11 protein-coding genes and 1 pseudogene are annotated in these 13,071 nt (G+C 63.9%); 10 read left to right on the top strand and 2 right to left on the bottom strand.

What is annotated here, in order from left to right; genetic code table 11:
• Positions 1-137: 137 nt before the first annotated feature.
• Positions 138-962, top strand: a complete 825-nt coding sequence (locus ACAM57_RS33720) for a YihY family inner membrane protein (RefSeq protein ID WP_369662553.1) — start codon at positions 138-140, stop codon at positions 960-962.
• A 75-nt stretch (positions 963-1,037) separates the two neighbouring features.
• Here the strand turns inward: ACAM57_RS33720 and ACAM57_RS33715 are convergent, their stop codons facing one another.
• Positions 1,038-1,790, bottom strand: a complete 753-nt coding sequence (locus tag ACAM57_RS33715) for a hypothetical protein (RefSeq protein WP_369662552.1) — start codon at positions 1,788-1,790, stop codon at positions 1,038-1,040.
• A gap of 206 nt (positions 1,791-1,996) precedes the next feature.
• Here ACAM57_RS33715 and ACAM57_RS33710 point away from each other — a divergent pair.
• The 6 genes and pseudogenes from ACAM57_RS33710 to ACAM57_RS33685 all read left to right on the top strand — a co-directional run.
• Positions 1,997-2,086 (top strand): annotated as a pseudogene (locus ACAM57_RS33710) (NmrA/HSCARG family protein); the annotation flags it as partial.
• 87 nt (positions 2,087-2,173) lie between these two features.
• Complete coding sequence (locus tag ACAM57_RS33705; protein ID WP_369662551.1) at positions 2,174-3,703, top strand: Fic family protein; 1,530 nt, start codon at positions 2,174-2,176, stop codon at positions 3,701-3,703.
• 347 nt (positions 3,704-4,050) lie between these two features.
• The gene (locus ACAM57_RS33700) at positions 4,051-4,347 is read left to right on the top strand and encodes a hypothetical protein (RefSeq protein ID WP_369662550.1); all 297 of its coding nucleotides are present in this window, start codon (positions 4,051-4,053) and stop codon (positions 4,345-4,347) included.
• Positions 4,348-4,549: 202 nt separating this feature from the next.
• Positions 4,550-4,726, top strand: a complete 177-nt coding sequence (locus ACAM57_RS33695; RefSeq protein WP_369662549.1) for a hypothetical protein — start codon at positions 4,550-4,552, stop codon at positions 4,724-4,726.
• Positions 4,727-4,887: 161 nt separating this feature from the next.
• A complete protein-coding gene (locus ACAM57_RS33690; protein ID WP_369662548.1) occupies positions 4,888-5,208 on the top strand; it encodes a hypothetical protein in 321 nt (106 codons plus the stop codon).
• A gap of 111 nt (positions 5,209-5,319) precedes the next feature.
• A complete protein-coding gene (locus ACAM57_RS33685) occupies positions 5,320-7,044 on the top strand; it encodes a cyclic peptide export ABC transporter (RefSeq protein WP_369662547.1) in 1,725 nt (574 codons plus the stop codon).
• A 182-nt stretch (positions 7,045-7,226) separates the two neighbouring features.
• On the opposite strand, the gene ACAM57_RS33680 is transcribed toward ACAM57_RS33685, so the two are convergent.
• On the bottom strand, positions 7,227-8,156 hold the full coding sequence (locus tag ACAM57_RS33680; protein ID WP_369662546.1) for a LysR family transcriptional regulator: 930 nt from the start codon (positions 8,154-8,156) through the stop codon (positions 7,227-7,229).
• Positions 8,157-8,310: 154 nt separating this feature from the next.
• Between ACAM57_RS33680 and ACAM57_RS33675 the strand changes: the two genes are divergently transcribed.
• Genes ACAM57_RS33675 through ACAM57_RS33665 form a run of 3 tightly spaced genes read left to right on the top strand, consistent with a single transcriptional unit; the run spans position 8,311 to position 13,064 of the window.
• A complete protein-coding gene (locus ACAM57_RS33675) occupies positions 8,311-9,162 on the top strand; it encodes a fumarylacetoacetate hydrolase family protein (RefSeq protein WP_369662545.1) in 852 nt (283 codons plus the stop codon).
• 15 nt (positions 9,163-9,177) lie between these two features.
• Positions 9,178-11,280, top strand: a complete 2,103-nt coding sequence (locus ACAM57_RS33670) for a hydantoinase/oxoprolinase family protein (RefSeq protein ID WP_369662544.1) — start codon at positions 9,178-9,180, stop codon at positions 11,278-11,280.
• Positions 11,277-13,064 carry a hydantoinase B/oxoprolinase family protein gene (locus ACAM57_RS33665; protein ID WP_369662543.1) on the top strand — a complete coding sequence of 596 codons (1,788 nt, stop codon included), beginning with the start codon at positions 11,277-11,279 and terminating at the stop codon, positions 13,062-13,064. Before ACAM57_RS33670 ends, ACAM57_RS33665 begins: the two co-directional genes overlap by 4 nt.
• Positions 13,065-13,071: the final 7 nt, after the last annotated feature.

The raw sequence follows: 13,071 nt of genomic DNA, 5'->3' as shown, positions 1-13,071 counted from the left end.
TCGGATGGCCCGACAACAGCGCCGCCTGGAGCACCTGATGGCCGCTGTTATCGTCTGCCGGTCACAAGCGGCCCCAGCGATGGCCGCTCTTGCCGCCGCGACACCGGTCGACTCCTCCTCTCTTCTCCCAGCGATACATGTTTGCCCTGATCAGCCTGACCATCGACCGCGCCCGGAAGGAGCGCTTGCCCCAGGTCGCCGGAAGCCTTGCGTTCACCACCTTGCTGTCGATCGTGCCCCTGTTCGCGACGAGCTTTGCGCTCTTCACGCGATTCCCGGTCTTCTCGCGGTTCCAGGACGCGCTTCAGGAGTTCTTGCTGAGGAGGCTTCTTCCCACGGACATCGCGCGCACGGTGCTGAAGTACCTGAACCAGTTCGCCGCGAATGCAAGCGGCATGACCTGGGTGGGCTCGCTCTTCCTGCTGGGCACCGCCATCGCGATGCTGCTGACGGTGGAGAACGCACTGAACCAGATGTGGAAGGTGCGCAGGAACCGGCCGTTCTTCAAAAGGGTCGGCCTGTACCTGCTGATGCTGGCGATCGGCCCGCCCGCCCTCGGCTTGAGCCTGTGGGCGACGTCGTACCTGCTGGGCATTTCCATGGGCCTGATCGGCGCGCTGCCGCCGTCGCTCGCGTTCGTGCTCGACCTCGGGCCGTTCCTGCTCGGCGTCGTGATGCTGACCAGCATGTTCTACCTCGTGCCGAACACCAAGGTCCGGCTGCGCGATGCCTTCGCGGGCGGCTTGATCGCCAGCATGGTTTTCGAACTCGGCAAGCGGGGCTTCACCGCCTACCTGGTCAAGATCCCGACATACAAGGCCCTGTATGGAGCCTTCGCGGTTCTTCCCATGTTCCTGCTGTGGGTGTACTTCTCGTGGCTGGTCACCCTGCTCGCGGCCATGGTGACGGCCAACCTGGCGCTCAACCGCCGGCAAGCGGCAGGCAAACCTGCCCGGGCGTGAACTCGGCCTCCGGTCGCCCCATCGGCGAGGAAGGCGTCTGCGCGCCGCACCGGCTCCAGTCGCGGCGCAAGGGCCTCAGCCTCCGCCAGGTTCGACAAGCTCCCGCAGATTGACCTTCAGCGGAAGCTCGTAGTCGCGACCGATGAGCTCCGCCCGGAAGGACTTGCGAGGATGGATCGTCAACACCTCGTCCACGATGGACAGCCGGTCGACCAGGCTGGGAGCATCGTCATGGAACCGGACCTGCGCGACCTGGACCTCCAGAGCGCGCGAAGTGGCGCGTTCCTCGATGCGTGCGAACACCCGGCTCGGCGCGGGATGGACCGGAATGTCCTGCTCCACGCGTATGCGGTATTTCTTCGTTTCCCTGGTCCGCAGCGTCACCCGCAGCGCGTTGCCTTTGCTGGCCATCTCTTGCCGCAGCAGGGGCAGCAACTCCACACCCCTTGTTGCCAGCGCCGCGATCGCCCCGAAGGTCGCGCTCTGAACCACTGACAACTGCTCGCCCGGCGGGCGATCGCTGTGGTCGCTGGCCAGTCCGACCATGACAAACCTGTGCCATCGCTCCAGGGCGTAGTCGGTGTGCAGCAGGCTGGCCTCAGGGATGCAGGGCGTGAGGCAGACATACAGGTGGTCGGCATCCCCGAGCGATATGCCGAGTTCCTCGCACTTTCTGCCGATGCGCTGCCCCAGGGCGATCGCGCCCTTCGGGAGCTTGAAGAGCTCGCCCGCGTAGCCCGGCATGGGAGAACCGGGCCGCAGGTGCTCGGGACTCTCGAAGTAGCGAACGTCCCGCAGCGGCTTGGCGCGTTTCACAGACTTTTCCATGGTTGCAATGTATCGCGCGGCATCGCGGCGTCCCCGGGACTTCGCGCGAAGGCAGAAGCCACACGAATGCGTTTTTCGCCCATCGATTTCGATCTGAAACTGCAGCCCATGCCCCCTACCCTCGCCACACGCAAGCCGTCGATGAACTCACGGCCGCCGAACTGGAGACGTTCCCTGTCTGGGAGTTCGCCATGGATGAGGAGGGAGTCATCCACGCGGACAAGTTCGCCAACGTGCCGCACCTCACCGGCAAGCACTCTGTCGAGCGGATGATCGAGTCCCTGGACATTCCGGCGTGGCATTGGGCCAAGCGCCGGCGGAATGACAAAATTCTGAGGCCCAAGGCCTAAAATGCAAGAAATCCTGTAACACTTAGGAAAATAATGGCCTACGTGGGTTACGAGTATGTGCGGTCAAGCCTGGACCTGCCCATCTTCGAAGTGCGCCGTCCCGCTTTGGTCAAACCGGTCACGCGCATCATGTCATCGGCGGACGCACTTGGTGTGCCGGCCGCCATGGTGCCGGCCGCCGGCGATCTGGTAGCGCACCTGCTCTTTGCCCTCAAGCATGAGGGAGTGAACCTGCAGGTGCTTGCGGGCGCATCCAAGCACCTCGCCCGCGCCGACCTGGCCGCGGCGCTTGCGGCGACTCCCAATGGACAATACGTGCGAATGCTCTGCAGCACGTGGGAACACTTCACCGGCGACCAGGTGGTGGCCCAGCCGGTCATCACTGCGGGCTATGTTGATTTGTTCGACGAGGGTCGTTACTACACAGGCGGCACCGACCGCGACTCTCGATGGCGAGTCGATTTCAACGGTCTCGGAACCTGGGACTACTGCGTCACAGTGGAGCGCACGCCGGCGATCAAGAACGCGCTGGACTTTGATGTGCTGGGGGCCACTCGTGAATTCGTCGCCTCCCTCAACCGCGAACTCCTTGATCGCACGTTGACCTGGGCGTATCTGCACGAAACCCAAGACAGCTACGCGATAGAGAAAGAGGCGCCGTCGGAAGACAAGGCGCGCGCATTCATCCGCCTGCTGCATCAGGCGCACGAGCCGCGCTCCCTTGACGAGCAATATCTGGTGGAGTTGCAGGCCTCGATCGTCTCCAATCCTTACAACCAGGCGGTTCAGTACCGGACGGAGCAGAACTGGCTGAGCGACGGCGGCCGTGGTGCGCTGGGCGTGACCTTCGTGCCTCCACGGCCTGATGATCTGCCGAAGCTGATGGATGCGTGGTCACGTTTCGCTAACGACACAGCGAAGCATCTGGATCCACTGATGGCCGCCAGCATTGCCTCTTTCGGTTTTGTCTACTTGCACCCATTCATGGATGGCAACGGGCGCCTTTCCCGCTTTCTCTTTCACAAGGTCCTATGCCAGTCCGGTCAATTGCCCGACGGCATGCTCCTCCCAGTTTCCGTGGCCATGAAGCGTCATGAGTCACAGTATCTGAGCGTCCTACAAGACTTCTCGCGTCCGGCGCGCGCGCTGGTCAACGCCAAGGCGGCCGGCGAGGGCGACTTTGAATTCACCTTCAAGTGTGACGACACGATCTTTCGTTTCTGGGATGCCACGCGCTGTGTGGAATTCGGCCTGAGCATGGCGCGCGAAGCACTGGAGGTCGAGTTGCGCAACGAGACGAACTTCATCGTTCATTTCGACGCGGTGCGCAAGCACATTGACGACCAGTACGACCTGCGTGGTTCGACGCTGGCAACGCTTGTATCGATTGCGCTGAACAACGACGGTACGATCTCCAACAAAAAGCGAAAGCGCTACGCGGATGAGGTCGCGCCTGAGATCTTCGATGCAATCGAGGGCAAGGCCCGAGAAGTTCTCACTGAGGCCCTTGACGAATCTGATGGCGCGACAAACGACACCGACCGTGACGGGGTGCCCCGCTAAACGCGGGTCTAGCGGACTTCTTCAAGAGCATCGGCCGCCAGCGCCACGCCAAAGAGCCGACCTCTGTTCCCTTTGCACGGCCCGCCCGTCGAAGCGATCGAGGCAACAACTGCCTTTGCCTGTTGACGCGTATTCACGGATTTCATCGCCGAAGCATTTTCAAAGGTTCCAGCACTCGATATCCGCGATGGATCGCCTCAAGTGCAATGAACCGGACGTTTGGCGCCGCCGCGAACACGCATGTCCTGGCATGAGCTTCTCGGTCGTCTACGCAGCATTGCCTCCAGTCCAAGGCATTCTTCCTGAAGATAGCCACAATGCCTCATCACTCTCACCCGAGTCCAATCATGCAAGTCAGTGCCACCGATGCCAAGAACCGCTTCGGCTACGACCAGGGCCAGGCCGAGCGCGAGCCCGTGCAGGTCACGAAGAACGATCGCGTCGCGGTTGTGATGGTCCCGACTGCCCGTTGCGCCGAACTCGAGCGGACGATGACGCTCGGACAGCGCAACGTCGAGACTGGGCGATTCTCTCCCTGGGAACCTCTCGAACAGCCTTTCAACCGCAACGGTGAGAGTGCGGATCGGGCCGAAGCTGTTCAACGATCAACAGGTGGCCGTGCCCGCGTTGCTTCAGGGTGCTGAACTCGTCCACGAACTTGCGATAGCCGTCCAGCGCCGAGTTCGGGCCGCATTCTGACCCAAGCCGATGTCGCGGTGGGGCCTTGAGCGGAAGTCTAGTTCCATTAAAAAAACACCGCGGCTGCGGAGTGGATTGCCGCCCATAACGGACTCGTAGACCGGGTGCGTGTCTTCGGCGAGGACTGCCGTCCCTGGTGATTGCACGATGGCCCAGTTCGACGTCTATGTCGGCCCGTCCAAGATCCAGCGCGGCGAGAAGCAGATCAACTGGCGGATAAGCGTTCCTTCCCGGGAGGGAGGGAGTAAGCACCGTTCGAAGCGCCGTTCGCCTGCTCACGGCGCAACGTCGCGCTACAGAGCTTTCGAAAAGAAGGCCGCTTGACCAATCCTTGATGCTGCGCCCACCGAACTTCGATGAAGCATCGGCAGCATGGCGGCATGGATCAATTTCAGGGCCCCGGAAACCGCACGCCGTTGCTGCTTCCGCAAACGCAGGTCCGCCCCTCCTGTCACACCTCAAGGACTTCAATGCAAGGACTTTTCATGAAGAACCCGCAACGCAAAAGACTGTGCTCATCCGCAATGGCTGCGCTCTTGCTGCTGGCAGCGGGGTCGGCGACCGCTGGCGTGAGCTGGTCCATCGGCATCGGTTCGCCGAATGTGGTCGTGGCGCCCCGGCCGCCGGCCGTGGTCTATGAACCCGCGCCGACCTACGTGGTCCCGGCGCCGGTGTATCCGGTCGTGCCGCGGGTCGTCGTTGCTCCGCCGGTCATCTATCAGCCGCCGTCCGTCGCCCTGCGCGTCGACCATGACCCCGACCCTTACTACCACCACAGGCACGACGACGACTGCGATGACGACTGACGCTCGCCGGTGAGCTGCGCGGCGCGAGGCGCCGCGCAGCACGCACCTGCCCTGAAGTCATCGTCCAACCGCAGGGTCATCGCTCGCCTGCGCCGCTGCCCGACATGCCCGTTGCATGCGCGGCGGCAGAACTCCATTGCTCCGATGAATGCCTTGCCTGCGGGCCTTTCCCCTTTTGCCACCGACATGTGGCGTCTCCTGAAACCCTTCGCCGGTGTCGCTGCGGTCGCGACGCTCATCGGCAGCGTGGGTGGCCTGGCCACGGCCGCCCTGCTGGAGCAGATCAATTCAGCGCTGCACGGCAGTGCGGCCATTTCCGTTTCCGCCATCGCCGGGCTCGCGGTCCTGGCCGTGTTCGCCGTGGGCGGGCATACGGTGGCAGGCGTTCTCAACAGCGTCACCGGCCAGCGGGTGGTCGCGGCCCTGCGCAAGGACGTCTCCCTGCGGATCATGGGCGCGCCGATCGCTGCCGTCGAGCGCATGAAGAGCCACCGGCTGCAGGCGATCCTCAACGAGGACATCGACACCATCAGCGACTTCACGTCGGAGTTCGCCGGCCATGCTTCGGCCTTCGCGGTCACGGCGGGCTGCGCGATCTACCTGTTCAAGCTCTCGCCCGTTCTCTTCCTCGTCAGCGCGCTCGCGCTGGTCGTGGGCGTCTGGATCAATTTCGCCGCGGCAAGGGCCTGGAGCAGCAACTTCGAGAAGGCCCGGACCGGCGAGGACGAACTGCAGAAGCACTACCGCAGCGTCGTGGAGGGCGCCAAGGAGCTCCGGCTCAACCGGATGCGCCGGGCCCAGGTGCATGGCGTGCGCCTGTCGGGCGCGGCGGATCTCATCGCGCGGCTCAAGGCCCGGGCGCTCGGCCTGTTCTGGGCCGCCGAAGGTACGAATTCGGCCATCTTCTTCCTGGTCGTCGTGTGGATCCTGGCCGCGCGTCCGTCGCTGGGAATCGATGCCCAGGTCGTCAGCGGCTTCATCATCGTGCTGCTCTTCGTCAAGGGACCGATCGAGGAATTGGCCGCCCTGCTGCCTTTCCTGAGCCAGGCCCAGGTGGCTTTCCGCCGGATCGCGCGCCTGTCGGCGGAGTTCCGGAAGGAGCCGCACGCCGTCGATTCCGCACTGCCGGCATTTCTTGCGAGCCACATCGAGCTGCGGCAGGCTCGCTACCGTTTCGAAGCGCGGCAGGAAGGCGCCAAACCCTTCGAGGTGGGGCCGATCGACCTCAGGCTCCGGCGCGGCGAGACGCTGTTCATCGTCGGCGGCAACGGCAGCGGGAAGACGACGCTCGTCAAGCTGCTCCTGGGCCTCTACCAGCCGAGCGAAGGACAGCTTCTGCTCGACGCAGCGCCCGTGAACGACCGCAGCCGCGAAGCCTATCGCGGGCTCTTCTCCGCCATCTTCTCCGACTACCACCTGTTCGATGAACTGGTTGCGCAGGATGCCGAGCACATCCGGGCCGCCGGCGAACTGATGCGCCGCCTGGGAGTCGCGGACAAGGTCCAGCTCGTCGACGGCAAGTTTTCCACGACGGACGTCTCGACGGGCCAGCGCAAGCGCCTCGCGCTCGTGCATGCCTGGCTGGAAGACCGCCCGGTGGTCATGTTCGACGAATGGGCCGCGGACCAGGACCCGGAGTTCCGCAGCGTCTTCTATCGCGAGCTGCTGCCGGAACTCAAGCGCGAGGGCAAGACCCTGATCGTGGTTTCGCATGACGACCGCTACTTCGACGTCGCGGACCGTGTGATCCGAATGAGCGCGGGTCGGGTCGTCGAAGAGTTCGTCCCGCCTGGAAAGCCGAAGTCATCCAGGGCCTTCATGGCGGATGTCCGATAGGCCTGGTTGCGGCTGCATCACTGCAGTCGGAACAGCGATGGCAACTGCGCAAACCGACCGAGCCTCAGAGCCTTTGCTGGACGTGGCAAGGCGAATGCCGCCCCCGCAGACACCCCGACCATTTGTCGTCGAGGCTTGCTCGATGTTCATCCCGAAGGCAACCTGGGCAGGTAGCTGACTACCTATTTGCCTTCAGTCGCCGGTTCGGTAAGTTGGCCGCCCCAAGCTTCAACCAGCTGCTGAACCAACTCCGCGACAACGCGGCTCGCCGGCGAGAGCTTGCCTTGCTTCGGAAAAGCCAACGTCACATGTCGGACCAGGTCGGGCTTCACCAGTTTGCTGGCTTGCAGACGGCCACTCTGCAGCTCGGCGGTCATCGAGTACGGACCGAGCACCGAGTACAGACCCGGCGTCCGGGCCACCAGTTCCTTCTGCACCGTCAATGAGTCCGCTTCGGCGACGGATACGAGCTTGAATCCGAGGCTGCGTGCCGCCTCATCGAGTGCTTCGCGCCAATGACTGGGCCTGCGCGGAAGAACCAACTGCAGTCCGGACAGACGAGAGAAGTTCACGGTGGACTCGCGCGTGATCTCGTCGCCAGGGGCAGAGACCAGGTACGTATGCGCGACGCTCAACAGCTTCTCCTCTCGGCCGCTCGGTCGGTTGAAGCGAAAGAGAACCGCCATATCGACAGCACCGCTGTCCAGCAGCGTATCGAGTTCAGTGCCTTGAGACTCGGTAATGTTGAGACGGATGCCCGGGTGCTCCGAGCGCAGCCGCTCGAACAACCGGGTCACCAGTGGATGTGCGCCTGAAGGAATGATGCCCATCCGGACTTCACCGAGCAGCTTGCCTGACTCCGTGCGCAGTTCCTCTGTAAGGCGTTCCGTTTCCTGCAGCCATGAGCGCAGTCGCACCGCAGCCCTTGCGCCCAGTTCGGTCAGGGTCATACCACGGCCGGTGCGGCGAAAGAGCGGGCCGCCCAGTGCCGCTTCGAACTCGCTGATCTGGCGACTGACATGCGATTGCACCGTCTGGCGGCGTGCTGCCACCTTGCTGAGGCTACCGGCCTCGACCACGTCGAGGAAGAGCCTGACGCTTGCGATGTTCATAGGGATTTCCCTTAATAGCCATGCCTAAATTGGCAATTCTGAAACACCTGAATTCTATCTAGGCGGATGGCTCGCCGATTTCTACATTTGCTCCAGCGCTTCGCAAGAGCAAACGAAATTCCAAACCCGCAGAGATCCATCCCAAGGAGATACCTTGAAACTCGCCAGCTTCAAACACGACGGACGAGCCACCTATGGAGTGGCACAGGCAGACCGCTATCTGCAGCCCCCTGCCGACTTTCTGAACCGCTATCCGGACCTCGCCGCAGTGCTGCGCGCCAACGCACAACGCGAGCTCGAACAGGCCGCAATCAGCAGTGGTATTTCGATTCAGGTCGCTGCGACGCAGGCCCTGCCGGTCCTTCCCACCCCGCAGAAGTTCATCTGCGTCGGCCTGAACTACAAGACCCACGTCGCTGAGACCAAGCGCGACGACAGCGAATATCCCGCCCTGTTCGTGCGCTTCGCGGATTCACTGGCCGCGAACGGGGACGTCGTGCATCGCCCGTCTTTCTCGGAGCGCTTCGATTGGGAGGGCGAGCTCGCCGTCGTCATCGGCAAGGAGGGGCGTGCGATCTCTCAGGCACAAGCCTTCGACCATGTTGCCGGCTACGCGTGCTTCAACGACATCACCGTGCGCGACTGGCAGCGCCACACGCATCAGTGGACGCCGGGCAAGAACTTTCCCGGAACCGGTCCGCTGGGCCCCTGGCTCGTGACCGCCGACGAAGTCCCGGACGTCAACGCGTTGACCCTCGAGACGCGCCTCAACGGCGAAGTCATGCAGAAGGCTTCGCTTGCCGACCTGATCTTCACCATCCCGGTGCTGATCGAATACATCTCGCGCTTCACCCCCCTGTCCCCTGGTGACGTGATTGCCACCGGCACGCCCGGTGGCGTGGGCGACCGCCGCACGCCGCCTGTGTACATGAAGGACGGCGATGTGGTCGAGGTCGAAATCACCGGCCTCGGCATTCTCCAGAACCGCATCGGTACCGCGGCCTGACCGCACGAAATCACCATGGCAAACAAATCCCAGGCGGTGCCTCCCGTCAGCGCCAAGCTGCGCATAGCCGTCGACATCGGCGGCACGTTCACCGACATGGCGGCTTTCGATGAAGTCTCCGGCAAGCTCCTGTTCGGCAAGGCGCTGTCCACGCACGGGCAACTCGTGGACGGCATCCAGCACACGCTGGACAGCGCAGACATCGACGTGCACAACGGCAATCTTTTTCTGCACGGCTCGACCATCGCGATCAACACGCTGCTCGAGCGCAACGGCGCCAAGACAGCGCTGCTGATTACCGAAGGGTTCCGCGACATCTACGAGATCGGCCGCGTCAATCGCCCGGACGCGTACAACCTTTTCTTCAACAAGCACACGCCGCTGGTCAAGCGCTCCTTGCGCTTCGAAGTTGCGGAAAGGCTGCGCGCAGATGGGAGCACGCACAAGCCGCTCGACGAGGCGGCCGTGCGCGAACTCGCGCGAGAAATGCGCGGACAGGGCATCGAGGCGGTGGCCGTGCTGCTGCTGCACTCCTATCGCAACCCCGCGCACGAGCAGCGCGTCAAGCAGATCCTGCAGGAGGAACTGCCGGGCGCGTTCGTGAGTGCCTCGCACGAACTCTCCCAGGAGTACCGGGAGTTCGAACGCGTCTCCACCGTCGTGGCGAATGCCTACGTCGGCCCCCGCGTGTCGGCCTATCTCGGCGAACTGGAGAAGCACCTTGCCAAGGGCGGGTTCGAGGGCGACTTCTACGTCGTGCAGTCCACCGGCGGGCTCTTTCCCAGCGAGCATGCCCGGCGAGACTGCGTGCGCATGCTGGAGTCGGGCCCGGCGGCCGGCGTCATCGGCGCGCAGGCCATCTGCGCCCAGCTCGGCATGGGGGATGCGATCGCCTTCGACATGGGTGGCACGACAGCCAAGGCCGGCGTGATCAGCGAGGGGCGCCCCCTGACGACGGGCTCGGCGTTGATCGGTGGCTACGAACGCGCGCTGCCGATCCAGATCCCGATGATGGACATCCACGAAGTGGGCACCGGCGGCGGCAGCATTGCGCGCGTAGAAACCGGCAGTGCACTGCGCGTCGGCCCCCAGAGCGCCGGCTCGATTCCCGGTCCTGTGGCCTACGGCCGCGGCGGCACCGAACCCACCGTGACCGACGCCAACCTGCTGCTGGGCCGGCTCGACGCCGACCACTTCCTGGGCGGAGAACTCAAACTCGACATGGCCGGCTGCGAACGCCAGATGCGCGAGCGCGTCGCCGGGCCGCTGGGGCTGGATCCGACCGAGGCGGCCGACGGCATCCTTCGCATCGCCGTGACGCAGATGTCGCACGCTGTAAAGGCAGTGACCACCGAGCGCGGTCTTGATGCCGGCAGCTTCACCATGGTGGTCTATGGCGGTGCGGGGCCCCTGCACGCTTCGGCCATTGCGCGCGAGATCGGCATTCGCAAGGTGCTCATCCCCTTCGCTCCCGGCTACTTCTCGGCCTACGGCATGCTGTTTTCCGATCTGCGCTACGACTACGTGCGCTCGGTGTTCCGCAAGCTCAACGACGTGTCGTTCGAAGAGATCGAATCGCTCTACCAGGGGATGGAAGACGAAGGCCGCGCCGCGCTGGCGCAGTCCGGTGTCAAAGCCGACGGGATCGTCATCGAGCGGGCCGCCGACATGCGGTATGTCGGCCAGGAGCACGCAGTGACCGTCGACCTCCCGATGGCCTTCTTCGAGAGCAAGGACCGCTCGGCGATCAAGCGCCAGTTCGACGAACTTCACAAGGTTCGCTACGGCACTTCTGCGCCGAAGGAACCTGCTGACCTGGTGAGCCTGCGCGTCACGGTGCTGGGCACCATGAAGAAGCCGCCAAAGCACAGTGTCGAGGCGGGCTCCGGGCAGCCCGAAAAGGCGGCCCTGCGCGTCGTCAAGCCGGTGTATTTCCGTTCGGGAGGCTGGGCGGATACGCCGGTCTACAAGCGCGACCTGCTGCTCTCGGGCAACGTCGTGGCAGGGCCCGCGCTGATCGAGGAGCACGCCTCCACCACCGTGGTGCAGCCGGGCGATGAACTGCACGTCGACGAACTGGGCAACCTTCAAATTTCCATTGGGAGCGACAGGACATGAGCAACCCGCACGACAAGCCGATCGACCCGGTCACCGTCGAGATCATCCGCAACGGCCTGTACGCGGTCACGGAGGAGATGAAGACCAACCTCACGCGCACCGCCTACAACCTCATCATCTACGAGGCGCTGGACTTCACGGTCGGCCTTTTCACCAAGGAGGGCGACACCGTCTCGATCGGCCTGGGCCTGCCGATGTTCATCCGCGGCATGTCCGAGACGGTCAAGGCGAAGATCAAGCACTTCGGCTACGAGAACATCCTGCCGGGCGACATCCTCGTCACGAACGACGCGTACACCACGGGCAGCCATCTGAACCACTTCACGTTCACGATGCCGATATTCCACGAGGGCAAGCTGGAGGGCTTTACCTGCTGCATGGCCCACTGGCTGGACGTGGGCGGCACGCTGGGCAACGTGACCACCGATATCTTCAGCGAAGGGATCCAGATCCCCATCCTGAAGTATCAGCGCGAGGGCGTGGTCAACCAGGACCTGATCGACATCATCGCGATGAATGTGCGGCTGGCCGAGCGGGCCCTGGGTGATCTGCGTGCCCAGATCACGGCCATCACCACCGGCGAGCGCCGCTACGTCGAACTGCTGCAGCGCTACGGCGCCGAGGCGGTGAATGGTTCGATCCGCCAGATCATGGATTCATCCGAAGCGGTGGCACGCAAGAACACGCTGTCGATTCCAGACGGAGTCTATGAAGCCGAGTCGTTCATGGATGACGACGGCCTGGAGATCGGCAAGCGCATTCCGATCCGCGTCAAGGTGACGGTCGCGGGCGACGAGATGACCGTGGACCTGTCGGACGTCAGCAAGCAGGTGCGCGGTTTCTACAACTCCGGCTTCACGACCGGCATCGCTTGTGCGCAGGTGGCCTACAAGTGTCTGACCACGCCCACCGACTACCCGGTCAACGACGGCAGCTTCCGGTCACTCAAGGTGGTCATGCCGATGGGCACGGTGATCAGTGCCGAGCGGCCATACCCGATGCGGGTGTGGATGACGTTCCCGATGACGGTGATCGACACCATCTTCAAGGCACTCGCACCAGCCATTCCCGACCGCTCCATTGCCGGCCACCATGCCGACCTGGTGTTCCCCAATATCCACGGCATTTCGCCGGAGGATGGGAGACTGTTCATCGTGGGCATTGGCCCGCTGGGCGGCGGCTGGGGTGCCAAGAGCACCGAGGACGGCGTCTCGGTCACCGTCTGCATCAACGATGGCGACACGCACAACAGCCCGACCGAGCAGCTGGAAGCCAAGTACCCGGTGCTCGTGGAGAAGTACGAGATCCGCAGGGACAGCGCCGGCGCCGGCAAGTACCGTGGCGGGCTGGGCGCCGAGATGGTGGTGCAGGCGCTGTCGCCGTTCACCGTCACCACGCGCATCGACCGGGTGCATTGCAAGCCCTGGGGGTTGGAGGGCGGTGGCGATGCCATGGGCAACGGCCTGGCGGTGCGCCACAAGGGCGAGTGGAAGACCGACCACCTGAACGCCAAGATCTTCAATGTGCGGCTGGAGCGCGGAGACGCCTACAAGATGCTGTCGGGCGGCGGCGGCGGCTTCGGTGACCCGTTGGAGCGTGACGTCGACCTGGTGGCCGAGGACGTGCGCGAAGGCTATGTGAGCGCGGAAGTCGCCCGCGAGGTCTACCGTGTGGCGCTGGATTCGCGCGGCGAGGTGGACAGGAACGCCACGCAAGGTCTGCGCCGCGCTCCTGGGAAAGCCGCGAGCATCCCGTCGCCTGCGGTCGCCTGGGACGGTCAGTGATCGCAGT

Source organism: Variovorax sp. V15, from assembly GCF_041154425.1.
Taxonomy (GTDB): domain Bacteria; phylum Pseudomonadota; class Gammaproteobacteria; order Burkholderiales; family Burkholderiaceae_C; genus Variovorax; species Variovorax guangxiensis.
This window is presented reverse-complemented; position numbering and strand designations above follow the sequence as displayed.